The sequence below is a fragment of the Bifidobacterium moraviense genome, from assembly GCF_012932365.1.
Lineage (GTDB): Bacteria > Actinomycetota > Actinomycetes > Actinomycetales > Bifidobacteriaceae > Bifidobacterium > Bifidobacterium moraviense.
In genome coordinates this window covers 37,786-62,552 of sequence record NZ_JAAIIH010000012.1, presented here as the reverse complement: position 1 = coordinate 62,552, position 24,767 = coordinate 37,786, and the positions used below count along the sequence as shown (strand labels likewise).

Genomic DNA, 24,767 nt, shown 5'->3' with positions numbered 1-24,767 from the left:
CGTGTCGCCGTCACCGCCAGTCTATCCCGAGGGCTGGGTATCGTAAGTGCGGCGATGTCGGTCGGCATCGCGTCAAACGATTCAATCCCTGCATCCGCATTGCGGCCGCGCGCCTCGTCCGAACGGTGCGCCGCCGCGCGTCACGAAGGACGGCTCGATGGCCAAGCAACGCTTCTTCACGCTGCCGGTGATCACTCTGGTGGGGCTGAGCTTCATGCTCGGCATGAGCGAGTTCGTGGTGGTGGGCATCCTGCCCGACATCGCGACCGGACTGGGCGTCTCCGAGGTGACGGTGGGCAACCTCGTCGCCATGTTCGCGTTCGTCTACGCGCCGTGCACCCCGCTCGGGTCTGCGCTGTCCGCCAGGTTCCCGCGCTTCGCCACGCATCTGGGGCTCATGGGCGTGTTCCTCGCCGGCAACCTGCTGTGCGCGTTCGCGTCCGACTACGCCGTGCTCGTGGTGGCGCGCATCCTCATCGCCATGGTCTCCGGCACCATCGTGTCCATCTCCATGACGTACGCGCCGGACGTGGCGCGCCCGGAGCATCGCACGCGGTTCATCGCATGGGTGTTCTCCGGCTTCTCGATCGCCTCGGTCGTCGGCGTGCCGGTGGGCACGACCGTGGCCAACAATCTGGGATGGCGCTGGGCGTTCCACCTCGTCAACATCCTCACGGTGCTGTTCATGGCGCTCATGGTGATCTCGGTGCCGCGCCACTCGCCCGAACAGCTCAGGATCGGCTTCCTGCCGCAGTTCCGCCTGTTCCTCGACCGCCGCATCCAGCTCGGCGTGGCGGCCGTGGTGTGCGGCGCCGCGGCGACCTACGTGGTCTACACGTACCTGACGCCCATCATGCGCGACGACCTCGGATTCGACGAGAACATGGTCAGCCTCGGCCTGGTGGTGTACGGTCTCGCCTGCCTGTGGGGCAACCTCACCAGCGGCAGGCTGGCGGCGCGCGGCACCGGCGTCGAGCCGCTCACGCACGTGCGCCCCATCTACGTCGCGCACGCGGCGGTGCTGTGTTCGCTCGCGCTCGCCGGAACGCTGCCGGTCTACGGTGCGGCGGCGCTCATCGCGCTCGGCTGCCTGATGTACCTGCAGAACTCGCCGTCGCAGATCCTCTACATGGACGTGGCGGCCGCCTCGCACCCCGGATCCACCAATCTGGCCGCGTCGCTCAACTCCATGGCGTTCAACATCGGCATCGCGGTCGGTTCGGCCGTGGGCGGACTCGTCAACGACCACCTTGGCCTGACGTGGCTCGGCCCGGTGGGCGCCGTCTTCGCGCTGCTCGCCGCGCTCGCCGTCACCGCGCTGCGCCCGTTCGTGCCGGCCGGGGGAGACGCGGCGGCCTCCGCCGCACGCTGAGCTGGTATCATGCAACACCAGCGCCGCGCCGGCGGCGCATCGAGGTCCGCGGAGCGAGGGGAGTGCACCATGGCTGACGAAACGACGGGGAATGCCGGAGACACGGCCGACGAGACGCTGTACGGCCCGTACTCGTTCGCCGTGGACTACGAGGGGTACCGCCGCTGGTACGCCTCCCGCGGCCTGAAGGAACTGCGCAAGGGGTTCCTGATCTTCACCGGGTTCTCCACGGTGTTCATGCTCGCCGGTCTGACCTGCCTGATCCTGCTGATCGCCGGCGTCATCGACGCGTCGCAGCGCACCGGCGTGACGATCCTGTTCGCCTTCTGTCTGGTGCAGTGGCTGCTGGCCCTGCTGGGACTGGCCAGGCCCCGTCTGGTGCTCGCCAGCCAGCGGTCGCTGGCGAAGCGGTGGTTCGAGGCGCGCGGCGTGAACGTGGAGGCGCTGGAGCTGGCGCAGCCCGACGTGCGGCAGTGGAACGTGCTCATGCGCGGACGCGTGACGCCGCTGGGATTCGAGGAGCGTCTGGCGGACGGCTACGACGTGCGTCTGCCGTTCGCGGTGCTCGACCCGCGGGCCGAGCTCGTCGACGGGGCGCTGTGCTACCGCGTGGCCGCGGACAGGCAAGGCGTCACGCTGTGGTCGCTGCTGGATCGGGAGATCCATTTCGCGGCCGGTCTGGTCAACGGCACGGTCGTCGTGCCGACGGACGGCATGCCCGACGTCAAGGGATTCCGCAGCGACGTTGCCGGGCGCATCGCGGCGCAGCGCGAGGCCGTGGTACGCGAATCCACCGCCGCCGTGGCCTCCGGCAGGGGCGGCTCGTCGCCGGTCATCGACGCCATCGTCGACTGGTGCGCGTGACGGCGGAAGCACAAGATTTTCGAGGTTCCGTCCTGTGACCCCGGGCCGTGTGAATGCGCACACGGGCTTCGCCGGAATTCCGCCATTGCGCGAAGACGGCATGTGCGATGATGTGCGTTCGGCGACTCACAAGATGAGGCCATGAGAATCTTGTGCGTCGTGTGATCTCGCTGATCGCGTCAGAGGCGGGGATCGCCGAACCAGGACGTGTAGATGATCGCGAAGTTGCGGTTGCCGTAGCTGGAGCAGGAGTCGCCGGTGCCTGTGCCCGCCCTGAGCGCCGCCGCGTTGGGCTGGTACGGCGTGTAGATGTACAGCAGCGTGGTGGCGTCGTTCTCGATGAACACGTTGCCGGTGCCGCACGCCGTGTTCGGATGGTACTGGATGGCGTTCACCCTGCCGGTGCGGAAGCGGTACTGCTGCCTGTGGGACAGGTAGTACCTGAACCGCCGCGCCGAGCCGATCACCTGGTTCACGAATCCCGCGTACTGCGGGTCGCAGTCGGCGTCGTCCGGGCAGCTCAGCCCCATCGCCGCCTGATAGTTCCAGTCGGTCGGCGGATTGGCGGTCACCAGATGCTGCTCTTTCTGCATCAGCGTGAGCAGCACCTTCTGGCTGATGCCGCAGGCGTGCGCGGCCGTGTCGATCACCTGCGCCGCGGTGCGCGCGCCGGCCGCGGCGATGGCGTCGCACAGGCCGTCGGCGTCCGATGCCGGCACGTCGAAGGTCCTGCTGCGCAGGCACTGGTCGCCGAAGCACGCGGAACCCTTGTCGTCGAGGAAGTCCTGCACCTCGTCCACGCTCATGGCGTCCTCGTCGAAGAACTGCGCGTCGGAGATGATGTTGCCGGGGTCGAAGTCGTACTCCACGGTGAGCTCCTGCTGCTGCGCGCGCGCCGCGGCCGCGATCCGCTGATAGCGCACCACGCGCACCAGCGCCAGCACGAGCGCCGTCACCAGCACCGCCGCGAGCAGCGCCGTGCCCGCGGTCAGCGCCCTGCCGGCAGTGCCGCCGTTACGCCACGAGCGAATCGGATGGGAGAGCAGGGAGAGGCGGGACAGACGGGGGATGCGGAACGCCCGGCGTCGGGTCCCCGGCGTCGTCTGCGTCCGAGGCTTCTCCGTCCCCGCCCGTCCGTTCGGTCTCGCGGACTTCGACCGATTGCGATTCCTGTTGTTCGTCATGCCGGGCGACATTGTAGCGTCCCCGTCTGAAGGTGCGTCCGCCCTGCGCGGAAGGAACGCGCGGGAGGAATGCGCGGACGGACGGTTCAGGCCACGATCTTCCTGATGCGCTGGACGCTCACGGGCCTGGGCGTGCCGAGCTCCTGCGCCCACAGGGACACGTAGAACTCCTCGAGCATCCAGCGGGCCTCCTCGGCCTTGGCCGACAGCGCCTCGTGGCGGGGCCCGGCCGGCTCGGCCTTGGCGCGCGCGGCCGCCTTGTCCACGATCTGACGAGCCTCGTCGGCCTGCCATGCCCAGCGCACGTCGCGGTTCTTGTCGGCCTTGGCCTTGGCCAGACGAGCCAGATCCGCGCGCAGGTACCGTTCGATGTGCCGCAGCGCATACGGCGGCGTGGCCCCGATGAAGCCCGGATGCACGAGCGTGGCGATGTGCTCGCGCACCGACTGCAGCACCGAGAGCATCGGCAGATCGGCCTTGCCGGACACGGCCTTGTCCACCTCCGCGTAGCGCTTCAGGATCGCGATCACGTCGTGCGCCACCTGATACACCGTGTCCTCGAACACCTCCGTGACGCCGAGCACGGCGTCGGCCAGCGCGTCGTCGTTCGGCAGCTTGTCGACGTCCGGCAGCAGCCGTTTGACCGCGGCGAGCTGCAGGTCCTCGACGAGCGCCTTCGTGGACTTGTAGGGCGCGGACGCCAACATCAGCGCCTCGGCGCCGAGCCAGCGGGACGAGACGCGCTCCGACGGCAGCCGCAGCGCGTCCAGCGCGCCCCTCCACAGCATCTCCGCACGCGACTCGGTCGTGGCGCCGGCCTTGTGCAGCAGGTTCGCCTGCTCCACCAGCTTGCCCTGATCGCCCGCGGCGGCCGCCTTGCGCTCCACCATCCTGCGTGCGGACGCCTCCGCCTGCGCGGCGAACCGGCGCTGCAGCTCCGTCAGATCCTTGCCGGTGCCGAGCGTCCTGACCGGCGCGCGTCCGCGTCCTCGGCGGTTCCGTGGCTGGGGCAGTTCCTGCTCCACGGCGAACGTCATGCGCAGGTAGGGCGAGAGCTTGCCCCACAGCTCGGCGTTCAGCACCTCGGGATGGATCTGCGCGCCCACCGTGGCGATGGCCGCCTTGGTGAACAGGTGCGTGAAGTCCGGCACCGGGGACGCGCCGGACAGCGCCGGCTTGCCGCGGTCGCCCGACCCGGGCAGATCCGGGTACTGGTCGTCGATCCACGCGCGGATCTTCCTCGCGGCGTCCGGCGCGGGCACGAACTGCACGCGCAGCTGCTTGGGCAGCGCCTTGATGAGGCCTAGGATCAGCTCGTCCAGCAGACCCGGCACGTTCCACGTGAACTGGTCGGGCGTGAGCCTCGAGAGCACCTTGATCGGCACGTGCACGGTCACGCCGTCGGCGGGGTCGTGCGGATCGTACACGTAGCTGAGCCTCAGGTCGATCGGCGAACCGTCCGTGCCGAACGCGTGCCAGTGATCGGGATAGTCGGCGAGGCTCACCGCGTCCGCGTCGGCCAGACGCTCCACCTTGTCCGGGTCGAAGTCGAGCAGATGCGGGTGCGCGTCGTGCGCGCCCTTCCACCACTTCGCCAGATCGGCCACGCACGTCACATCCACGGGGACCACGGCGTTGTAGAAGTCGAACAGGTCCTCGTCGCTCACGGTCTGCGCCATCTGGCGCGTGCGGTTCGCGTCGTCGGCGGCCTCCTCGAGGATGTCGCGGTTGCGCGCCACGAACTCGTCGTAGCTGAAACGCTGCTGGACGTCGCCCTCCACAAGGCCCTGACGCAGCAGGAAGTCGCGTGCCTCGGCCGGGTTGATGCGTCCCCACTGCACGGTGCGGTCCTGCACGATGGGCAGGCCGTACAGCAGCACGCGCGCGCTCGCCACCGCGGAGCCGCGCGAGCCGGACCAGTGGGGCTCCGCGTACGTGGTGCGGGTGAGGGATCCGGCGAGCGGCTCGGCCCATGCCGGATCGATGGACGCCGAGTAGCGCGCCCACAGCCGGCTCGTCTCCACCAGCTCCGTGCTCATCACCCACGGCGGCGTCGACTTGGCCACGGCGGAGGCGGGGAACAGCGCGAAGTGCGTGCCGCGCGCGCCCAGATACTCGTTCTTCGACTGCTTCTGCGCACGCTTCATCGCGCGGGCGCGCGCGGCTCCCGTCAGGCCCGCGAAGTCGGACGCCTTGGGCTCGCGCACCACCTGCATGCCCATGTTGGACAGCAGTCCCGCCAGCATGGCGGTGTGGATGCCGCGGTCGTCCCACGAGCAGATCATGCTGCGCGCCGGCTGCTGGTTGATCGGCAGCTGACGCACCGTCAGGTCCGGACGAGACGCCGGCTGCGGCACGCCCACCCTGAATTTGAGCTCGCGGCACATCTCGGTGAGCTGATGGACCAGATCGCGCCACTGGCGCATCCTCAGCCAGCTCAGGTACTCGGTCTTGCAGATGCGGCGCAGCGCCGAGTTGCTCGGCTCGCCGTCCGCCTGGAACACGCGGTCCCACAGGTTGAGGGCCGTGAGGAAGTCGCTGGTGGGGTCCGCGTAGCGGTTGTGGATGCGGTCGGCCTCGTCGCGGTTCTCGTCCGGGCGCTCGCGCGGGTCCTGCAGGCTCAGGAACGCCACGATCACCAGCACCGCGGCCAGCGTGTCCGGCGTGGACTTGGACGCCTCGATCACCATGCGTCCCAGACGCACGTCGATCGGGATGCGCGCCAGCTGGCGGCCGATGTGCGTGAGCGTCACCTCGCCGCGCCGGCGGCCGATCGCCTTGAGCTCGGTGAGCTCGTTGAAGCCGTCGGAAACGGCCTTCATGTCCGGCGGGTCGATGAATCCGAAGCGCGTCACGTCCTCGGCGGTGCGCGCCACGCCCACCGACAGCATGTGCAGCACCACGGCGCCCAGCGACGTGCGCAGGATCTCCGGCTCGGTGAAGCGCGGACGCGTCTCGTAGTCCTCGCGCGAATACAGGCGGATCGCGATGCCGTCGGCGATGCGGCCGCATCGGCCGGAACGCTGGTCGGCGCTCGCCTGGCTGATCGGCTCGATGGGCAGACGCTGCACCTTCGCGGTCTTCGAATAGCGCGAGATGCGGGCGGTGCCCGGGTCCACCACGTAGCGGATGCCCGGCACGGTCAGCGACGTCTCGGCCACGTTGGTGGCGATGACGATGCGCTGGTGCGTGTGCGGCTCGAACACGCGATGCTGGTCCTTGGCGGACAGCCTCGCGAACAGCGGCATGATCTCGATGGCGTCCGGGCGGCGCATGTCGTCCGCGCGCGGGCCGTAGTGACGGTGCAGCGCGTTCTCGAAGTCGTGGATGTCGCGCTCGCCGGAGGCGAAGACCAGGATGTCGCGGGCGCCCCGCTCGTGGCTCGAATGGATGACGAGCTCGGCGCAGGCGCGGGCCACGGCGGTGGGCATGTCCGTGATGCCGTCGTCCGCGCCGCCTCCCGAACGCGACCGTCCGCCGCGCGGCGCGTCGTCGTCGGACGCGATGGCGGTGGACAGCTCCTCGTAGTCGGCGTCGCCGGGACGCGCGCCCACGGCGAATCCGGGCACCTCGCGCATCAGCGCCGGCGCGGTGCCGAGCGGCTCGTACAGCACCTGCACGGGGTAGGTGCGGCCTGACACCTCGATGACCGGCACCTTGGCCTTGAGCGCATGCTCGAAATGCTCCTTGAACTTCACCGAGTCGATGGTCGCGGACGTGATGATGAGCTTGAGGTCGCGCCGCCTGGGCAGCAGGGCGGTGAAGTAGCCGAGCAGGAAGTCGATGTTGAGGCTGCGCTCGTGCGCCTCGTCGATGACGATCGTGTCGTACTGGCTGAGCTTCGGATCGCGCTGGATCTGCGCGAGCAGGATGCCGTCGGTGACCACGCGAAGACGGGTCTTCGGCGAGCTTTCGTCGGTGAAGCGCACCTGGAAGCCCACCTCATCGCCCAGTTTCACGCCCAGCTCGGCGGCGATGCGCTCGGCCACGGTGCGCGCGGCGATGCGGCGGGGCTGCGTGTGTACGATCTGCCGTCCGTGCGTGCCGCGTCCCATCTCCAGCAGGATCTTCGGGATCTGCGTGGTTTTGCCGGAGCCGGTCTGGCCGGAGACGATCACCACCTGCGAGGTGCGCACGGCCTCGGCGATCTCGTCGCGTGCAGCGGAAACCGGCAGTTCAGTGGGATATTCGAAGTTCATGTCCGTTCAGCAGATCCTTGGAAATAAGTCAGTGGCGCGTATCGGCGGCCCCGCTCGGCCGTGCCTGAGCAGCGTCGGGGCGGTGCGGGATGCGCTATCGGCGCAAAACCTCAATGATACGGTAGCCCTTGGAACTGGCGTATTTGCTCACGGTAAAGTCGTCGCCGAGCGTTTCGTCGAGCCAGGGGATGAGCGAATCGGCGCCGAGGTTCTTCTGCACGACCAGATAGGCGCCGCCGCCGGCGTTGAGGCGCGGCAGCCAGGTCATGAGCAGCTCGTGCAGCGCGTCCTTGCCGATGCGGATCGGCGGGTTCGACCAGATGAGGTCGAACGTGAGGTCGGACGGCACGGCGTCGGCGGCGAGCACGGTCACGTTGCCGCAGCCGTTGGCCTTCGCGTTGGCCGAGGTGAGCTCCAGCGCTCGCTCATTCACGTCCACGGCCACGACCTGCGCGTTCGGCGAGGCTTCGGCGAGGGCGAGCGTGATCGGCCCCCAGCCGCAGCCGACGTCGAGGAAGCGCCCGGTCTCGGGCGGCTCCGGGGCGCCGCGCAGCAGCACCGACGTGCCCAGATCCACGCGGTTGCCGGAGAACACGCCGTTGGACACCTGCACCCGCTGCTCGCGGCCGCGCAGGGTCACCGTGAGCGTGCGGCGCACGTCCGCGGAGGTGGGCGCGGCGTTGAAGTACTGTTCGCCGTCGGCGGCGTGCGCGCGCCGGTCGGCGTGCCGCGCGGAGGCGCGTGTGCTCGATGATGCGTTCATGGCGTTCCGTCCTGTCTTCGTGGGTCGTCCGCGGGGCGTCGCGGATCGTTTCCGGACCCGTCCGTCCTGTCTTCTCAACCGATGATAATAATGAAGCGGAAAAGAACCGCGTCCGTAGGGCTTGAAGAGGTGCACTTGAATTCCAGCAGCAGCGAGCAGCGTCCGTTCATCCGGCGATCCGACGTCGACGTCGACGGTGACGGCGTCGGAGGCGCCGGGGTCATTGGGGTAGCCGGAGCCGTTGGGGGAGCCGGAGGAATCGACGCCGGGAACGATGGCGCTTCGGGCGCCGAGGGCGGCGCGGGTGACGTGCTCGCCGGGCGTTCCGACATCCTGCTCGACGAGGGCGCCGCGGGCGTCGGCGCGGCCGAGCGGCATGATCTGGACTGGCAGGAGCGTCAGCAGCGCAACGAGCTCAAGCACGTGGCCGGTCTGGGCGAGCTCAAGGACGTCGCCGAGGTCGAATACCGCAAGGTGCGTCTGGAGCGCGTGGTGCTTGTGGGCGTCTGGTCGAGCGCCGTGACCACGCAGGCGAAGGCCGAGGAGTCGCTGCGCGAGCTCGCCGCGCTGGCCGAGACCGCCGGCGCCGTGGTGTGCGACGGCCTGCTGCAGCATCGCCTCAAGCCGGACGCGGCCACGTACGTGGGCTCCGGCAAGGCGCGCGAGATCGCCGACATCGTGGCCCGGCACGAGGCCGACACGATCGTCGTGGACGACGATCTGGCCCCTTCGCAGCGCCGAGCGCTGGAGGACGTGGCCAAGGTCAAGGTGGTGGACCGCACGGCCGTGATCCTCGACATTTTCGCCCAGCACGCCACGAGCCGCGAAGGCAAGGCGCAGGTGGAGCTGGCGCAGCTGGAGTATATGCTGCCGCGTCTGCGCGGCTGGGGCGGTTCGCTGTCCCGTCAGGCGGGCGGACGCGCCGCCGGCGCCGACGCGGGCATCGGTTCCCGCGGCCCCGGCGAGACGAAGATCGAGATGGATCGCCGCGTCATCCGTTCGCGCATCGCGCGTCTGAGGCGCCAGATCCGCGAGATGGCGCCCGCGCGCGAGGTCAAGCGCGGTTCCCGCCGCCGCTACGAGCTGCCCACCGTGGCCGTGGTGGGCTACACCAACGCCGGCAAGTCCTCGCTGACCAACCGGCTCACCGGTTCCGCCGAGCTCGTGGAGAACGCGCTGTTCGCCACGCTGGACACCGCCGTGCGCCGCGCCGTGTCGCGCGACGGACGCCAGTACGCCTACGTGGACACGGTCGGGTTCGTGCGCCGCCTGCCCACGCAGCTCGTGGAGGCGTTCAAGTCCACGCTGGAGGAGGTGGCGGACGCGGACGTCATCCTGCACGTGGTGGACGGCTCGCACCCCGACCCGTTCTCGCAGATCGACGCCGTCAACGCCATCCTGGCGGACATCCCGGGCGCCGAGTCGATCCCCCGCATCGTGGCGTTCAACAAGTCCGACCGCATCGACGCCGCCACGGCCGATCGCCTGACGAGCCTGGACCCGGACGCGTTCCTGGTCTCCGCGTTCTCCGGGGACGGGCTCGACGCCCTGCGCGACCGCATCGAGGCGCTGCTGCCGGTGCCGAACGTGCACGTGGAGGCAGTGCTGCCGTATGCCGCCGGGGCGCTGCTGTCGCGCATCCGCGAGTACGGCAAGGTGGGGAAGGTCGACTACCGCGCCGACGGCGTGTACGTGGAGGCCGACGTCAGCGACCGTCTGGCGGCGCAGGTCATCGACGTCGCCGTAGCGTAGCCCGGAGCGGTTCGCGGGGCCGTGCGCCGACGTCGTGTGAGCGATAACAGACGTTCCCGCGCCGCGTGTCCAGCGTGTTGCCTCGAGTTGCCTTTTCGTCATGAGATGTGGTTACAGTGTGATAACGGAACGGAATGGAATGCGGCCCGCCCCCGTGGACGGGCCGGACGCCAAGGAGAGGTAAGTAACTATGGCTAATTCGCCCATCAAGCCCACGAAGCTCGCCATCATCGGCGCGGGCGCCGTCGGTTCGACCATGGCCTTCGCCGCCGCCCAGCGCGGCGTCGCGCGCGAGATCGTCCTCGAGGACATCGCCAAGGAGCGCGTGGAGGCCGAGGTGCTCGACATGCAGCACGGCTCCAGCTTCTACCCGACCGTGTCCATCAGCGGCTCCGACGACCCGGAGATCTGCCGCGACGCCGACATGGTGGTCATCACCGCCGGCGCCCGCCAGAAGCCCGGCCAGTCCCGTCTGGACCTCGCCGGCGCGACCATCAACATCATGAAGTCCATCATCCCGAACCTCGTGAAGGTCGCTCCGAACGCCATCTACATGCTGGTCACCAACCCGGTGGACGTGGTCACCCACGTGTCCATGAAGCTCTCCGGCCTGCCGGCCAACCAGATCTTCGGCTCCGGCACCAACCTGGACTCCGCCCGTCTGCGCTTCCTGATCGCGCAGCAGACCGGCGTCAACGTCAAGAACGTGCACGCCTACATCGCCGGCGAGCACGGCGACTCCGAGGTTCCGCTGTGGGCCTCCGCCACCATCGGCGGCGTGCCGATGTGCGACTGGACCGCCCTGCCCGGCCACGAGCCGCTGGACGCCGCCAAGCGCGAGGAGATCCACCAGGAGGTCAAGAACGCCGCCTACAAGATCATCGAGGGCAAGGGCGCGACCAACTACGCCATCGCCATGTCCGGCGTGGACATCATCGAGGCCATCCTGCACGACACCAACCGCATCCTGCCGGTGAGCTCGCTGCTCGACGACTTCCACGGCATCTCCGACGTGTGCATGTCCGTGCCGTCCGTGCTCAACCGCGCCGGCGTCAACACGCACATCAACACCCCGCTGTCCGACCACGAGCTGGCCGCCCTGAAGCGCTCCGCGGAGACGCTCAAGGAGACCGCCGCCAAGTTCGGCTTCTGATCGGCTCGGCCGTCTTCGGCCGCAGATCGCGCGTGAGGCCCGGTTCGCAGATTCGCGAACCGGGCCTCACGCATATGTCGGGCGTGTGTGCGGCGCACTGCTCGGCTACCTCACGTTCTTGATGCCGAAGACGGAGACGGCGGCGATCGTCAGCACGATGAAGCCCATGGGGAACAGCCCGGCGTAGCCGAACATGCCGATCACGGCGGCGGCCAGCAGCGGGGCGAGCATCTGCCCGATGGTGCCGGCCACGTTGAGGAAGGCGAGATCCTTGGCAGCGGTGTCCTTGCTGGGAAGCACCGAGGTCATGAGCGCCTGGTCGAGCGCCACGAAGATGCCGCCGCCCAGACCGGACAGCGCCACGTAGATGGTGTACATGAGCGGGGTGGGGATGAAGAACGGCAGCCAGCAGGGCACGCCCACCAGGAACACGGCGATGGCCACCGGCACCTTGATGGTCTTCAGATGGTCGGCGAGCGGCCCGGACAGCACCGCGGCGGCCACTGCCATGACGAGGCTCAGCGCCGCCATGAGGCTCATCCACTTCGCGGCGGCCTCGGCCGGGGTGCCCATGTAGTCGGTGAGCGTGTACAGACGGTAGGTGCCGATGCCGCCGGGCATCATGTACATCAGACGTGCGGCGGCGGCGAACCAGTAGTCGCGTCCCGCGCGGCGGGGCGGCAGGAAGCTCTCCTTCAGGGATTCGAGGGAGAACGGCTTCCGGGGCACGTGGCGGTTGGATTTCTCACGGCAGATCACCACGGCGACGATCAGCGCGATGTCCGCGATGATCAGCAGGGTGAACACGCCCGTGGACACGTCGGTGATGTACAGGGACGCCAGCGACTGCGCGCCGTTGAGGCCGATCTGCGTGGCCACGCCGAACATGGCGGAGGCGGAGCCGCGATGTCTCGGCGCGATCATGTCCGGCATCCACGCCATGGCCGCGGCCATGATCGCGTTGTACCACACCACGTACACGTACCATGCGCCCAGTGCGAGCGTGGTGTCGGATGCGGTGGCGAAGACGATCAGACAGACCGTGGCGAGGACGCCGCCGCCCACGATCCACGGGGTGCGGGCGCCGAACCGGGAGCGCGTCATGTCGCATAGCGCGCCGCAGATGAAGCCGGCGAACACCGAGATGAGCAGCGTGACGGTGGTGGCGCTGGCGGTCATCGCGACCTTGTTGTCCGGGTCGATCATCGCGATCTTGGCGGGCAGCAGCACGGCGCTGATGCCGAAGAACGGCGCGTAGAAGCCGATGGTGGCGAAGAACTGCGCGATGGAGGGGCGCCAGGGGAAGCGGCTCTGCTGCGCGTCGGTTATGCTGGCGTTGGCGACGTTGATGTTCATGGCGGCCCGGGATGCTCCTTTGCGATGCGGCGAATGCGGCGGACGGCATCGGATCTTGCAAGCGCTTTCATAGCGCCTGCGTTGCATTGCGGGCGAATGCGGGGTTCTGTGATTCGCTGCACGGTTGAAGTGCTGCAATGCAAGGTGGCGTCCGATGCGTGACCGCCGTTTTGTTGTGGCTGCCGTTACGGTACAACGTAATGAAACCGGTTTCAATCTGCGGTGTGTCGCGCATTCGGAAACGGGTTCCGTCCGCGGCGCGCCCGTCGGCGCGTTCCGTCGTGTTCCCACCGGCGTCTTGCGGGTCGCGGCGATCGGGTCTATTCTCAATAAAGTTTCGTTATTGAGAATCAAGGGGTGACGCATGGCTCACGATCATGCCGCTGCGCGGACGTCCGGGACGTCCGGGGATGCGGGGGCTTCGCATCAGCGGCGACTGCTGATGACGCTGGGGCTCACGGGCACGGTGTTCGTGGCCGAGGTGATCGGCGCGGTCGTCACGCAGTCGCTGGCGCTGCTGGTGGATGCCGGCCACATGCTTACGGACATGTCGGTGCTGATCGCCTCCGCGATCACGGCGGCGCTCATGCGGCGCAAGCCGAACAGCAGCCGGACGTGGGGATGGGCCCGTCTGGAGGTGCTCACGGCCGCGGGCGGCGCGATCGTGCTGTTCGTCGTGGGCGTCTACGCGTTGGTGGAGGCCGGCATGCGACTGTTCGGCGGCAGGGCGGATGCGGTGCACGACGTGAACCTGCTGCTGTTCTTCGGCGTGCTGGGACTGGCGGCCAATCTGGGATCCATCGGCATCCTGGCCTCGCAGCACAAGGACAACATGAACATGGGCGCGGCGTTCCTCGAGGTGATGAACGACGCGCTCGGATCGGTGGCGGTGGTGATCTCCGCGCTGGTGATGATGTCGACGGGCTGGGACGGCTTCGACGCCGTGGCCGGCGCGCTGATCGCGGTGCTCATGATCCCGCGTGCGGTCGGGCTGCTGCGCAACGCCGTGCGCGTGTTGCTGGAGGAGACGCCGAGCGGGCTGGATCTCGACGCCGTCCGCCGTCATCTGGAGCACGTGCCGCATGTGGTGGCCGTGCACGACCTGCATGCGAGCACGGTGGCCACCGGCCTGCCGAGGCTGACCGCGCACGTGGTGGTGGAGCGGGGCCTCTCGATGGAGCAGGCGGCGCAGGTGCTGCATCTGCTGCAGGAATGCCTGCGCGAGCACTTCCCCGTGGCGATCGAGCACACCACGTTCCAGCTCGAGCCCGAAGGCTACGAGCTGCGCAACCACGAGGAGGGCATGCACTCCTGATCGTGCATTCCTGATCGTGCGTCCCGCGGCCGGGCTCCGTGCGGCGGCTACAGCTTGCGCAGCACGGTGACGACCTTGCCCATGATCTCGGCGTGCGTGCCGTCGATGGGGGAGTAGGCGGGGTTGTGCGGCATGAGCCAGACGTGGCCGTTCTCCTTGCGGAAGGTCTTCACGGTGGCCTCGTCGTCCAGCAGTGCGGCCACGATGTCGCCGTTGACGGCGGAGTGCTGCTCCCTGACCACCACGAAGTCGCCGTCGCAGATGGCGGCGTCGACCATGGAGTCGCCGTGTACCTCGAGCATGAAGAGGTTGCCGCCGCCGGTGAGGCGTTCCGGCAGTCGCATGACGTCCTCGACGTGCTGCTCGGCGGTGATGGGGATGCCGGCGGCGATGCGGCCGACCAGCGGCACGTCCCGCGACTGCATGATGGAGACGGGGGCGTCCGACCGTCCGCTGCTCGGCGGCATGGGCGCGACGACGGACGCGCCTCCGTCGCGCGGGCGGGGCGTCTGGTCGGCGACGATCTCGATGGCGCGCCCCTTGTTGGCGTTCATGCGGATGAAGCCCTTCTGCGCAAGCGCCTCGAGCTGATGCTTGACCGATGAGGGGCTCTTGAGGCCCGCGGCCTCGCCGATCTCGCGGAACGACGGCGCGAAGCCCTGCCTGCTGACGTGCGTGCGGATGGCTTCCAGCACCTTGCGCTGGCGCTCGGTGAGCGCCGCGTCGTCCCGGTCCGCCTGACCGCGTGCGGGGTTGGTGGGGATGGTGGTCACGGGGGCTCCTTTCGTCGTTGTTGCCAGTGTAGCGTGAACGCCCGGTGAAATCAAACATCTGTTCGAAGGTGTTTCGGCGTGTCGTCGAACAGATGTGCCATCATGATACATACGTTCGATAGTACGCATGTTCGAAAGGAGTGGTCGTATGGCACGGGGAGCAACGGCCGCCGCGATGACGGCCATCGGAGGAGAACTCGGGAACGACGTCGTCGGGCACGTCGAGAACGCAGGCGGTGAAACGGGACGCCGTCGAGGGGGCGCCGTGCGGGATCTGCTCGCCGCGGCGTGCGTCGGGGCGCTGTGCATGTGCCTCATGGTGGCGCCGATGGTCCACCGGGCGTGGGGCGTCGACGAGCCGCGCGCGTTCGTCGCCTACACCGTGCAGCCGGGGGATACGCTGTGGGGCTATGCGGTCAGGGCCACGCCGGCGGGCGGCGACGTCAACGATTCGGTCGATGCGCGCGGATCAATCACCTCGATTCGGTCACGCTGGACGTGGGGCAGCGCATCCTGGTGCCGGTCGCGGAGTCGTGACCGTGGCGCGGGGAACGCCGCGCGGGGAAGCGATCGATGCCGCAACGTGCCGGCCGTGTCGTGCGTCGGCATGGTTGGGATACTGTAGAGGCATGCATTGTCCCTTCTGCCAGAATCCCGACACCAAGGTCGTCGATACGCGCATCAGCGAGGACGGCCACGCGATACGTCGCCGCCGCGAGTGCCCGAAGTGCGGCAAGCGGTTCACCACCATGGAGACGTCCACGCTGCTGGTGCTCAAACGTTCGGGCAACGCCGAGCCGTTCAGCCGGGACAAGGTGATCTCCGGCGTGCGTAAGGCGTGTCAGGGCAGGCCCATCAGGGAGGAGGACCTGAAGCTGCTCGGGCAGAAGGTCGAGGAGGACCTGCGCTCCCGCGGTCTGGCGCAGATCGACTCGGACGAGGTGGGGCGCGCGATCCTCAAGCCGCTGCGCGATCTGGACGAGGTCGCGTACCTGCGGTTCGCCAGCGTGTACCAGCACTTCAACGGGCTGGCCGACTTCGAGGCGGCCATCAACGACCTCAAGCGCCGCGACGACTGACCACTCGACGACTGACCACTCGACGGCCGGCCAGACAACGACCGGCCACGCGACGACCGTCAAACAACGACCGGCCAAACAACAGTCAGGCGAACGACGACCGGTCAAACAACGCCGGGGGCCATGTCCGCCGTGCCCGAATGACGTGCATGACCGGAGACATGGTTCGGCCCCGGCGCCGTAAGGGTGCCGGGGCCGAACCATGGGCGTGCGTGCGGGGAGCCATCCGCCGGGAGGCTCCGGCGTTCCCGCGGCGCAGAAGCCGTCAGCGCACGACGCGCATGCGGATCGTGCCGTTGAGGTGGGCGAGCTTGTCCAGCGTCTCCTGGCTCGGCATGGTGGCCACGTCGGTGACCACGTAGCCCAGCTCGCCCTCGGTGGCCAGCGACTGCGCGGAGATGTTGATGTTCTCGTCGCCGAGCACGTGGTTCACGCGGGCCAGCACGCCGGGCAGGTTCTCGTGCAGGTGCGCGATGCGCGCCACGCCGGTGTGGGGACCGAGGTTGATCTGCGGCAGATTCACCGAGAGCGACGTGGATCCCTTCTCGAAGTAGTCCTCCAGACGCTGCGAGACGAAGTGACCAATGGCCTCCTGCGCTTCCAGCGTGGACCCGCCGATGTGCGGGGTGAGGATCATGTTGTCCTCCTCGGCCAGCGGCGTGGCGAACGGGTCGCCCGCCTTCTTGGGCTCAACCGGGAACACGTCCACGGCCGCGCCGGCCACGCTGCCGTCGTCCAGATGCCGCTTCAGGGCGTCCAGATCGGCCACGAAGCCGCGCGACAGGTTGATGAAGATGGCGCCCGGCTTCATGTGCGCGAACTGGTCCTCGCCGAAGAAGCCGGTGTTCGACTTGCGGCCGTCCACATGCAGCGTCACGGCGTCGGACTGCTCGAGCAGCTCGTTGAGCGTGGCGCAGCGGTGCGCGTTGCCCAGCGCGAGCTTCTCCTCGAGGTCGTAGAACACCACGCGCATGCCCAGCGCCTCGGCCAGCACGGACAGCTGGGAGCCGATGTTGCCGTAGCCGATGATGCCGAGCGTCTTGCCGCGCACCTCGTGCGAGCCGGACGCGGACTTGTCCCACACGCCGTGCTTGATGTGGTGGGTGTGGGCCGGGATGCGGCGCATCAGGCAGATGATGTCGCAGATCACCAGCTCCACCACGGAACGCGTGTTGGAGTACGGGGCGTTGAACACGGCGATGCCCCTGCGCCCGGCGTCGGCCAGGTCGACCTGGTTGGTGCCGATGCAGAAGCATCCCACCGCGGTCAGGCCCGGGCGGGCCGCGAGCACCTTGGAGGTGACGTTGGTCTTGGACCGCACGCCGAGCACGTCGACGCCGTCCAGGGCCTCGATGAGCTCGTCCTCGCCCAGGGCGCCCTTCATGGTCTCGACCTCGAAGCCATGGTTGCGCAGGCTTTCGGCCGCAAACGGATGGATGTTTTCCAGAAGTAGTGCTTTAGGCATGCCACCCACTCTAGAAGGTGAGGTCGTCTTACAGGGGCAGCTCGTCCGCATCGCGTTCGGTGCGCACGATCACGAGGCGCTGCGTGGGGCGGGTCATCGCCACGTACAGGTCGGATGCGGCCACCAGACGGGACGCCGCGTCCTCCTCGATCTCGCCGGGCTGCACCACCACCACCGCGTCGTATTCGAGTCCCTTGACCTCCTCGGTGCCGCACACCACCACCTGACGGTCCCAGTCGCCCTGCGACTCGAGACGGTGCGCGTTCGCCTCGCCGAGCGCCTTGGCCACCGCCTTGGCCACCGCCTTGCGCACCGCGGCGAGACGGGCGTCCGGGGCGATCACCGCCACGCGGCCGGTGCCGTCCGCGGACACGAACTCCTGCGCCAGTCGCGCGGCGGTGCGCGCCGTGCGACGGATCAGATCGTCGTCGTCCTCCGCCAGCAGCCGCTGCACCGAGCCGGGCACCTGGCGCACGGCGTTCACCGTGGAGATGTAGAGGCCCTCGGCGGTGGCGAACGAGGCCGCCATGTCCGAGACCTCCTGCGGGTTGCGGTAGTTGATGGTCAGCTCGTTGAGGTCCCAGTTGTCCGCGCCGAACAGCGGGTCCAGCGTCCGTGCCCAGTGGCGGGTGCCTCCCAGCGCCGAGGTCTGCGCCACGTCGCCCACGATCGTGAACGAGCGCGAGGGGCAGCGGCGGATCAGCATGCGCCAGTCCATGGCCGTCAGCTCCTGCGCCTCGTCCACCACGATGTGCCCGTACGTCCATTCGCGGTCCGCGGCGGCGCGCTGCGCGGCGGTCTCGTCGTCCATGCCGTTGATCTGGTCCACGAGCATCTGCGAGGTGACGATGCCGGAGCCGATGCCGGCCTGCGCAAGCGTGTCGCGCGCGTACTGCTCCTCCTCGGCGCGCTGCGCGTCCGCCGCGGCGTTGCGCCCGGCGAGCTTCGGATCCGGGCCCAGCAGCTCGAACGCCTCGTCCAGCAGCGGGATGTCCGAGCGCGTGAGCGGCGCGCCCTTGGGGCGCGCGAGCTCGGCCACGTCGGCGTCCGTGAGCCACGGGGCGAAGCGGCGCAGGCGCTTGGGCTTGCTGAACATGTTGTCGATGAGCCACGGCGCGTTCATCGGCAGCCAGGCGAGGTTGAGCGTGGTGCGCACCTTGTCGTTCATGCGCAGCAGCGAGGTGACGCGGCTCAGCTCGGACTGCTCGGGCGTGTAGTCGAGCTGTTCGGCGTAGCGCGCGGTCATGGCGCGCAGCATCGATTTGACGAAGGTCTCGCGCGCCTTGTTGTGCGTCTGGCGGGTGCGCCTGGCATCCAGCTGGGCCTGCTCGATGTCCGCGGCGGTCATCGGCACCATGAAGCCGTTGACCGGGATGCGCGGCAGGTCGTGCGGCACGCGGATGCGGGCAGCCACGGCGTTGGCCACCGCGGACGCCATGCGGCGGTCGCCCTTGAGCTGCGCGGCGCGCGGGGAGTCGACGGCGGTGGCCTCGATGCCCGGGATCAGATCGGCGATGGTGCGGCTGACCACGCCGGTCTCGCCCAGCGAGGGGAGCACCTGGTCGATGTAGTGCAGGAACGCGGAGGACGGGCCCACCACCAGCACGCCGGAGTGCTCGAGCGCGCGGCGATGCGTGTAGAGCAGGTAGGCGGCGCGGTGCAGCGCCACGGCGGTCTTGCCGGTGCCGGGTCCGCCCTGCACCACCACGGCCCGCTTGAGCTCGGTGCGGATGATGCGGTCCTGCTCGGCCTGGATGGTGGCGACGATGTCCGTCATCTTGCCGGTGCGGCGCGAGCTGAGCGAGGCGAGCAGCGCGCCCTCGCCGGTGAGCGTGCCGGCGGACGAGGCCTCGCCCACCTGATCGGAGTGGACGTCGAGCACCTCGTCCTCCACGCCCACCACCTTGCGGAAGCTCAGCGTGATGTGGCGGCGCATCACGATGTCGCCGTGCGCCGACGGCGTGGCCTCGTAGAACGGGCGGGCGGCCTCGGCGCGCCAGTCGGTCAGGATCGGCTCGTGCGCCTCGCTGGACAGGCCGATGCGTCCGATGTACCGGCGCTCGTCCGAGGACGTGTCGAGGCGACCGAACACCAGACGGTCCTCCACGGCGCGCAGCTGGGCCAGGCGGTCCTCGTACATCGTGGCGAAGGAGTCGCGTTCGGTGCGCTGGGTGGGGGATCCATGCGACCCGGCGGCGCGCACGTCGCGCAGACGCGTACGGGCCTGGGTGCGCAGCGCATCCAGACGGCCGTAGGCGCGGTCGACGGCCTCTTGCTCCTCGCTCAGCTGGGACGCGTAACCCGACATATCGCTCCGTTCTCGCGGCCCTCGGACCGGGGCCGCGCAGTGACAACTTGGAAAAACTAGGACCACCAACTTACTCCCACCTCCCTACGGGGAGTCGTCCGACGATGCCCGGCGAGGTGAATTCACGGTGAACTCGCCGCGTCCGCGCACGTGCCGCGCCGCCGGTCGCGCGGACGTCCCCGGACGCCCGTGGGGGCCGTGTGCGCGGCCGTGCAGGCAGGTGTGGAGGAAATTGGCGGTTTTGACGGCGTGGTGGGGAGTTTTGGGGAGCCGTGGGGTAGAGTGGGGAACGTTCCGCGGAAGTGTCCGCGTGGTCGTGCGTTTGATGCCGTTCAGGCGCAGCTCAGCAACGAAAAAAGGAGGTGGGGGTCGTGCCGGAAGAATCCGAAGACGTGTTCGATGCGCTGCCTCCGCTGCTGCTGGGCACCTACACGCCCAAGATCGACGCCAAGGGCCGCATGGCGCTGCCCGCGAAGTTCCGCGCCCAGCTCGGGGGAGGGCTGGTGATGGCCCGCGGTCAGGAGCGGTGCGTGTACGTGCTGCCCATCGCGGAGTTCCGTCGCGTGGCGGCGCAGATCCAGCGCACGTCGCTGGGCAACAAGGCCGCGCGCGAATATCTGCGCATCTTCCTGTCCGGGGCCACCGACGAGGTGCCGGACAAGCAGGGGCGCGTGCTCGTGCCGCAGATGCTGCGCGACTACGCGGGCCTTGGCGACGACATCGTGGTGATCGGCGTGGGCACCCGCGCCGAGATCTGGGACCGCGCCTCCTGGGAGGAGTACCTGAGCGCCAAGGAAGAGGCCTATTCCGATATCGCGGACGACGTATTGCCGGTGGTGGATTTCTGATGACGATGACCGAGACGACCGATTTCAACGCCATTCATCAGCCCGTGCTGCTCGACGACTGCGTGGGCCTCGTCGCGCCCGCGCTGGACCGTCCGGGCGCCGTGGCGGTCGACTGCACGCTGGGCCTGGCCGGGCATTCCACCGCGTTCCTCGCCGCCGCGCCGCAGGCGCGCCTGATCGGCATCGACCGCGACGCCGAGGCGCTGTCCCTGGCCACCGAGCGCATCGCCAGGGCCGGGTTCGCCGACCGCTTCACGCCGGTGCACGCCGCGTTCGACGCCTTGGGCGACGTGCTCGAGGAGCGCGGGATCGACGCCGTGGACGCCGTGTTCATGGATCTGGGCCTCTCCAGCCTGCAAATCGACGAGACCGACCGCGGATTCTCCTATGCGCACGACGCGCCGCTGGACATGCGCATGGATCCCACGCAGCCGCTCACGGCGCAGGACGTCCTGGCGACCTACGACCAGCGCGAGCTGACGCGCATCTTCAAAGAGTACGGCGAGGAGCGGTTTGCGCGCCAGATCGCCGCGCGCATCGTGCGCGACCGCGCCGACGCGCCGCTGACCAGCTCCGGCCAGCTCACCCGTCTGGTGGACGCCGTGGTGCCGCAGGCGCATCGTCCCGCCGGCAACCCGGCCAAGCGCGTGTTCCAGGCGCTGCGCATCGAGGTCAACGGCGAGCTGGACAAGCTCGCGCGCACGCTGCCGCAGGCGGCGCTGCACCTGAACGTGGGCGGCCGTCTGGTGGTGGAGTCCTACCATTCGCTCGAGGACCGCACGGTCAAGCGCTTCATGGCGCAGGGCCTGAAGGCGGACGTGCCCGCGGGCCTGCCGGTGATCCCGGAGGACGCCATGCCGTTCCTGAGGGACCTGACCCACGGCGCCGTCAAGGCGGACGAGGCCGAGATCGCGCGCAACCCCCGCTCCGCCTCGGTGCGTCTGCGCGCCGCGGAGATGACGCGGCCGCTGCCCGACCGGTGGGTCAGGCGCTTCTCCGAGGACGCCGAGTCCGGCGCGTACGGGAGGTCGGGACGATGACGCTCACCGTTCGATCGGCGCGCGTGGCGCGTTCCGCGCGCAGCGCCGAGACCGGTCGTCCCCGTCCCCACACGGACGAGCGCACGGCCGCCAGACCGGACGAATCCCGCGGCGAATCCCGCGCCCGCAGGGAGCGTTCCGTGGACGTCTCCGCGATGAGCGAGGGCTTCGGCCGCATCCTGCGCTGGGTGATGAACCGCAGGGCGCCGTTCCTGCCCACCGTGCTCGCCGCGCTGTTCCTCATCGGCACCCTGCTGGGCACCCTCGCCCTACGCACACAGATGGTGGAGAACTCCTTCGAGGCCACAAGACTGAATCGGTCGATCAGCAACCTCACGCAGGACGCGCAGACCTACCAGAGCGAGCTCGACCGTCTCGAGGCCCAGCTGCCCACCAAGGCCAAGGATCTGGGCATGGTGCCGCAGCAGGGCTCGATCACCATTGACCTGCAGGGCTATCAGGCGCCGGCCGACTCGCCGTCCGCCTCGGCATCCGGCGCCGCCACGGGCGCGGAAGGAGCGCAGTGACCCCCATGTTCGCATCGTTCAAGCGTCGTCTGAGCCAGCACACGCCGTTCTTCAACCGCGTGGTCGCCGTGGCGGTCGTCTTCGCGGTCATCGCGGCGCTCTCGATCGTCAAGCTCGCCACCATCCAGCTGCTCGAGGGCTCGGCCACCGCGCAGGCCGCCACCAACAGCCGCACCACCAAGACCACGCTGTACGCGCAGCGCGGGTCCATCGTGGACGCCAACGGCACGGTGCTCGCGCAGAGCGTGGAGCGGTACACGCTCATCGGCGACCCGCTCATGGCCTCCTCGTTCAAGCCCATCGACTGCGGCACCGCGGAGGCGAAGAGCAACGGATACTGCCACAGCATCGACGGGCAGAACGTGGGCGACACGGGGCCGGCCGCCGTGGCCAGACTGCTCGCGCCGCTGCTCAACATGAGCGCGCAGGAGCTGGGCGCCAAGCTCACCGGCACCAGCCGCTACGTGGTGCTCGCCAGGAACGTGGAGCCCACCGTGAAGCGCCAGATCGACCAGCTGCACATCTCCAGCGTGGTCAGCGCGCAGAACGCCAGCCAGCGCACCTACCCCAACGGCACGCTGCTGGGCGCCGTGCTCGGCGGCGTGGACGACTCCGGCGCCGGCGTGGCGGGACTCGAGCAGATGGAGAACGACGTGCTCACCGGCACCGACGGCTACCAGATCTACCAGCAGGGCAATCTGGGCCAGAAGATCCCCGGCACGCAGACCGAGTCCGTGGACCCGGTGAACGGCTCCACCGTCAAGCTCACCATCGACCGCGACGTGCAGTGGTACGTGGAGCAGGCCATCCAGGAGGGCACGAAGAAATACAGCGCCAAGTGGGGCATGGCCGTGGTCTCCGACCTCCAGGGCAATATCATCGCCATGGCCGACTCCGACACCTACGAGGCCGGCAGCACCGACGCCAAGATGCACGCCTCCCGCGTGGGCACCGAGACGTTCGAGCCGGGCTCCACCGGCAAGGTCATCACCATGGCCGCCCTCATGCAGGAGGGCCTGCACAAGGCCACCGACCAGTTCTCCGTGCCGTCCACCATCACCGAGGACGGCCAGACCTACAAGGACTCGCACGACCACGGCACCTCGCAGTGGACGCTCGCGGGCATCCTGCAGAACTCCTCGAACGTGGGCATGATCATGGCCTCCAAGAACTACTCCGACGCCAAGCGCTACGAGTACCTCACGAAGTTCGGTGTGGGCCAGTCCACCGGCATCGGGCTGCCCGGCGAATCCAACGGGTACCTCGCCCCGTCCGCGGACCGCTGGGACCGCCGCACCCGCAACACCGTGCTGTTCGGCCAGGGCTACTCGATGACCGCGCTGCAGCTGACCAACATGGGCGTCACCATCGCCAACAAGGGCGTCAAGCCGCAGCAGCGGCTCGTCAAGTCCGTCATCGACGCCAACGGCAAGGAGACCGCCGCCTCGAACGACGGGGCGACGCGCGTGGTGGACGAACAGGTGGCGGCGGACACGCTCAACGCGATGGAGTCCGTGGCCGAGGACTACAGGAAGGTCGTCTCGGTGCCCGGATACCGCATCGCCGCCAAGACCGGCACCGCCGAGGTGGCCGGGGACAACGGGTCGCTCACGTCGATCGTGGCCGACTGGGTGGGCATCCTGCCGGCCGACAACCCGCAGTTCGTGGTGACCGTGGTCCTCAAGGACCCGTCCGGCATCTACGGCGGCATGACCGCCGGACCGATCTTCGCGCAGATCGGCCAGTTCCTCATGCAGAAGTACGAGGTGACGCCCTCCGCGCCGCGGACGGACGCCATCCCCGTGGACTGGTGAGGGGAAGGAGCGACGTTATGAGTGCGGTGAACGAAGCGCTGGCGCAGCGGATCACGCTCGGGGCCCTGGCGGACCGGTACGGGCTGATGCTCGATCCGCCGTTCGCGTCCCCGGTGACCGTGACGTCCCTGGCGGACGAGCTCGACGACATCCGTCCGGGCTCCCTGTACATGCCCGCGGACGCGGACCCCACCACCGATCTGGTGCGCCGGGCCTCGCTGCTGGGCGCGTACGCGGTGCTGGCGCCCGGCGCGGTGCGCGGCACCATCGACGACCCGGACATCCCCGTGCTCTACGGCGATCTGGACGGGCGGCAGGTGGGCGGCTTGGCGGCGTGGATGGCCGGCGAGCCGTCCGACGGGCTGGCCATGTTCGGCGTGGTGGGGCCGGACGGCGCGGGGACGGCCCGCGCGCTCGCCTCGTTCCTCCACGTGCTCGGCAATCCGGTGGGCAGGATCGGCGCCGGCGAATCGTATTCGCTCGACCGGGACCTGTCCCTGGACTATCCGCTCGACAGCCTGGACGTGCAGCACGTGCTGTCCGTGTGCGCGGAGGACGGCGCGGCCGCGGCGGTGCTGTCCGTGGACGACGCGACGCTGCGCGGCGGCACGCTCGGCGGTGTGAAGTTCGACGTGCTGGCCGTGGCCTCGACGTCGCGGATGGGCGTGGACGAGCAGCGCAGGATCCTCGACGCCGCGGCGCGGCGCTACGGGTTCCGCATCGACGACGACACCCACGTGGCCTGGCGCACCAGCGACTCCGACGCGCTGGCGCAGCAGTCGGGCGACGTGCACGACCCCGTCGACGTGGCGCGGCTGTCCTGCGGCATCGCCATGGTGATGGCCGCGGGCGTGCGGCGCAGCAACATCCGCAGCGCGCTGCGCGTCTCGCACGAGCTGTCGTGACGGTGCGGGCGGACGGCGGGGAGCGCCCCCGTCTGCGGCGCCGCAACGAA

Annotated in this window: 19 protein-coding genes; 12 read left to right on the top strand and 7 right to left on the bottom strand. The window is 69.1% G+C overall.

Going from position 1 to position 24,767, the window contains the following annotated elements; all coding sequences use genetic code 11:
* Positions 1–157: 157 nt before the first annotated feature.
* Positions 158–1,372, top strand: coding sequence for an MFS transporter (locus tag G1C96_RS07650; protein ID WP_169275995.1), 1,215 nt, complete (start codon positions 158–160; stop codon positions 1,370–1,372).
* 69 nt (positions 1,373–1,441) lie between these two features.
* Positions 1,442–2,236: a hypothetical protein gene (locus G1C96_RS07645; RefSeq protein ID WP_169275994.1), complete on the top strand. Its 795-nt coding sequence runs from the start codon at positions 1,442–1,444 to the stop codon at positions 2,234–2,236.
* A 179-nt stretch (positions 2,237–2,415) separates the two neighbouring features.
* Here the strand turns inward: G1C96_RS07645 and G1C96_RS07640 are convergent, their stop codons facing one another.
* From G1C96_RS07640 to G1C96_RS07630, 3 genes are all read right to left on the bottom strand, one after another.
* Complete coding sequence (locus G1C96_RS07640; protein ID WP_240945160.1) at positions 2,416–3,420, bottom strand: hemagglutinin; 1,005 nt, start codon at positions 3,418–3,420, stop codon at positions 2,416–2,418.
* A gap of 86 nt (positions 3,421–3,506) precedes the next feature.
* On the bottom strand, positions 3,507–7,619 hold the full coding sequence (gene hrpA, locus G1C96_RS07635) for an ATP-dependent RNA helicase HrpA (protein WP_169275993.1): 4,113 nt from the start codon (positions 7,617–7,619) through the stop codon (positions 3,507–3,509).
* A gap of 94 nt (positions 7,620–7,713) precedes the next feature.
* Positions 7,714–8,382, bottom strand: a complete 669-nt coding sequence (locus tag G1C96_RS07630) for a class I SAM-dependent methyltransferase (protein WP_169275992.1) — start codon at positions 8,380–8,382, stop codon at positions 7,714–7,716.
* Between the two features lie 258 nt (positions 8,383–8,640).
* Here G1C96_RS07630 and hflX point away from each other — a divergent pair, with 258 nt between their 5' ends.
* Together hflX and G1C96_RS07620 are read left to right on the top strand one after the other, a co-directional pair.
* On the top strand, positions 8,641–10,134 hold the full coding sequence (hflX, locus tag G1C96_RS07625; RefSeq protein ID WP_169276017.1) for a GTPase HflX: 1,494 nt from the start codon (positions 8,641–8,643) through the stop codon (positions 10,132–10,134).
* Between the two features lie 190 nt (positions 10,135–10,324).
* Positions 10,325–11,287, top strand: coding sequence for an L-lactate dehydrogenase (locus tag G1C96_RS07620; RefSeq protein ID WP_169275991.1), 963 nt, complete (start codon positions 10,325–10,327; stop codon positions 11,285–11,287).
* Positions 11,288–11,392: 105 nt separating this feature from the next.
* On the opposite strand, the gene G1C96_RS07615 is transcribed toward G1C96_RS07620, so the two are convergent.
* The gene (locus G1C96_RS07615) at positions 11,393–12,643 is read right to left on the bottom strand and encodes an MFS transporter (protein WP_169275990.1); all 1,251 of its coding nucleotides are present in this window, start codon (positions 12,641–12,643) and stop codon (positions 11,393–11,395) included.
* Positions 12,644–13,007: 364 nt separating this feature from the next.
* On the opposite strand from G1C96_RS07615, the gene G1C96_RS07610 reads away from it, so the two are divergent.
* Positions 13,008–13,958: a cation diffusion facilitator family transporter gene (locus tag G1C96_RS07610; protein WP_169275989.1), complete on the top strand. Its 951-nt coding sequence runs from the start codon at positions 13,008–13,010 to the stop codon at positions 13,956–13,958.
* Positions 13,959–14,005: 47 nt separating this feature from the next.
* On the opposite strand, the gene lexA is transcribed toward G1C96_RS07610, so the two are convergent.
* Positions 14,006–14,722 (bottom strand): transcriptional repressor LexA, encoded by a 717-nt coding sequence (gene lexA, locus G1C96_RS07605; protein ID WP_417852180.1) that lies wholly within the window; start codon positions 14,720–14,722, stop codon positions 14,006–14,008.
* Positions 14,723–14,879: 157 nt separating this feature from the next.
* Between lexA and G1C96_RS10290 the strand changes: the two genes are divergently transcribed.
* Both G1C96_RS10290 and nrdR read left to right on the top strand, forming a co-directional pair.
* Positions 14,880–15,356, top strand: a complete 477-nt coding sequence (locus G1C96_RS10290; RefSeq protein WP_240945159.1) for a LysM peptidoglycan-binding domain-containing protein — start codon at positions 14,880–14,882, stop codon at positions 15,354–15,356.
* Between the two features lie 4 nt (positions 15,357–15,360).
* On the top strand, positions 15,361–15,810 hold the full coding sequence (nrdR, locus tag G1C96_RS07595; protein WP_169275987.1) for a transcriptional regulator NrdR: 450 nt from the start codon (positions 15,361–15,363) through the stop codon (positions 15,808–15,810).
* A gap of 265 nt (positions 15,811–16,075) precedes the next feature.
* Here nrdR and serA read toward each other — a convergent pair whose 3' ends face one another.
* Both serA and G1C96_RS07585 read right to left on the bottom strand, forming a co-directional pair.
* Positions 16,076–17,275, bottom strand: a complete 1,200-nt coding sequence (gene serA, locus G1C96_RS07590) for a phosphoglycerate dehydrogenase (protein WP_169275986.1) — start codon at positions 17,273–17,275, stop codon at positions 16,076–16,078.
* Positions 17,276–17,303: 28 nt separating this feature from the next.
* A complete protein-coding gene (locus tag G1C96_RS07585) occupies positions 17,304–19,583 on the bottom strand; it encodes a HelD family protein (RefSeq protein ID WP_169275985.1) in 2,280 nt (759 codons plus the stop codon).
* 362 nt (positions 19,584–19,945) lie between these two features.
* Between G1C96_RS07585 and mraZ the strand changes: the two genes are divergently transcribed.
* From mraZ to G1C96_RS07560, 5 genes are read left to right on the top strand one after another with little or no spacing between them, the layout of a single operon-like run.
* The gene (gene mraZ, locus G1C96_RS07580; RefSeq protein ID WP_169275984.1) at positions 19,946–20,431 is read left to right on the top strand and encodes a division/cell wall cluster transcriptional repressor MraZ; all 486 of its coding nucleotides are present in this window, start codon (positions 19,946–19,948) and stop codon (positions 20,429–20,431) included.
* 5 nt (positions 20,432–20,436) lie between these two features.
* The gene (gene rsmH / locus G1C96_RS07575) at positions 20,437–21,471 is read left to right on the top strand and encodes a 16S rRNA (cytosine(1402)-N(4))-methyltransferase RsmH (protein ID WP_240945163.1); all 1,035 of its coding nucleotides are present in this window, start codon (positions 20,437–20,439) and stop codon (positions 21,469–21,471) included.
* Positions 21,468–21,998: a cell division protein FtsL gene (gene ftsL, locus G1C96_RS10285; protein WP_240945158.1), complete on the top strand. Its 531-nt coding sequence runs from the start codon at positions 21,468–21,470 to the stop codon at positions 21,996–21,998. The genes rsmH and ftsL overlap by 4 nt, the downstream gene beginning before the upstream one ends.
* A 5-nt stretch (positions 21,999–22,003) precedes the next feature.
* The gene (locus G1C96_RS07565; RefSeq protein ID WP_169276016.1) at positions 22,004–23,812 is read left to right on the top strand and encodes a peptidoglycan D,D-transpeptidase FtsI family protein; all 1,809 of its coding nucleotides are present in this window, start codon (positions 22,004–22,006) and stop codon (positions 23,810–23,812) included.
* Between the two features lie 17 nt (positions 23,813–23,829).
* Entirely contained in the window at positions 23,830–24,717 is an 888-nt protein-coding gene (locus G1C96_RS07560) for a UDP-N-acetylmuramyl peptide synthase (protein ID WP_169275982.1), read from the top strand.
* Positions 24,718–24,767 lie beyond the last annotated feature (50 nt).

Excerpts from the sequence above, each read along its gene's own strand:
- G1C96_RS07650 (WP_169275995.1), top strand. The coding sequence starts at position 158 with ATGGCCAAGCAACGCTTCTTCACGCTGCCGGTGATCACTCTGGTGGGG.
- G1C96_RS07645 (WP_169275994.1), top strand. The coding sequence starts at position 1,442 with ATGGCTGACGAAACGACGGGGAATGCCGGAGACACGGCCGACGAGACG.
- G1C96_RS07640 (WP_240945160.1), bottom strand. The coding sequence starts at position 3,420 with ATGACGAACAACAGGAATCGCAATCGGTCGAAGTCCGCGAGACCGAAC.
- hrpA (WP_169275993.1), bottom strand. The coding sequence starts at position 7,619 with ATGAACTTCGAATATCCCACTGAACTGCCGGTTTCCGCTGCACGCGAC.
- G1C96_RS07630 (WP_169275992.1), bottom strand. The coding sequence starts at position 8,382 with ATGAACGCATCATCGAGCACACGCGCCTCCGCGCGGCACGCCGACCGG.
- G1C96_RS07620 (WP_169275991.1), top strand. The coding sequence starts at position 10,325 with ATGGCTAATTCGCCCATCAAGCCCACGAAGCTCGCCATCATCGGCGCG.
- G1C96_RS07615 (WP_169275990.1), bottom strand. The coding sequence starts at position 12,643 with ATGAACATCAACGTCGCCAACGCCAGCATAACCGACGCGCAGCAGAGC.
- G1C96_RS07610 (WP_169275989.1), top strand. The coding sequence starts at position 13,008 with ATGGCTCACGATCATGCCGCTGCGCGGACGTCCGGGACGTCCGGGGAT.
- G1C96_RS10290 (WP_240945159.1), top strand. The coding sequence starts at position 14,880 with ATGGCACGGGGAGCAACGGCCGCCGCGATGACGGCCATCGGAGGAGAA.
- nrdR (WP_169275987.1), top strand. The coding sequence starts at position 15,361 with ATGCATTGTCCCTTCTGCCAGAATCCCGACACCAAGGTCGTCGATACG.
- serA (WP_169275986.1), bottom strand. The coding sequence starts at position 17,275 with ATGCCTAAAGCACTACTTCTGGAAAACATCCATCCGTTTGCGGCCGAA.
- G1C96_RS07585 (WP_169275985.1), bottom strand. The coding sequence starts at position 19,583 with ATGTCGGGTTACGCGTCCCAGCTGAGCGAGGAGCAAGAGGCCGTCGAC.
- rsmH (WP_240945163.1), top strand. The coding sequence starts at position 20,437 with ATGACCGAGACGACCGATTTCAACGCCATTCATCAGCCCGTGCTGCTC.
- ftsL (WP_240945158.1), top strand. The coding sequence starts at position 21,468 with ATGACGCTCACCGTTCGATCGGCGCGCGTGGCGCGTTCCGCGCGCAGC.
- G1C96_RS07565 (WP_169276016.1), top strand. The coding sequence starts at position 22,004 with ATGTTCGCATCGTTCAAGCGTCGTCTGAGCCAGCACACGCCGTTCTTC.
- G1C96_RS07560 (WP_169275982.1), top strand. The coding sequence starts at position 23,830 with ATGAGTGCGGTGAACGAAGCGCTGGCGCAGCGGATCACGCTCGGGGCC.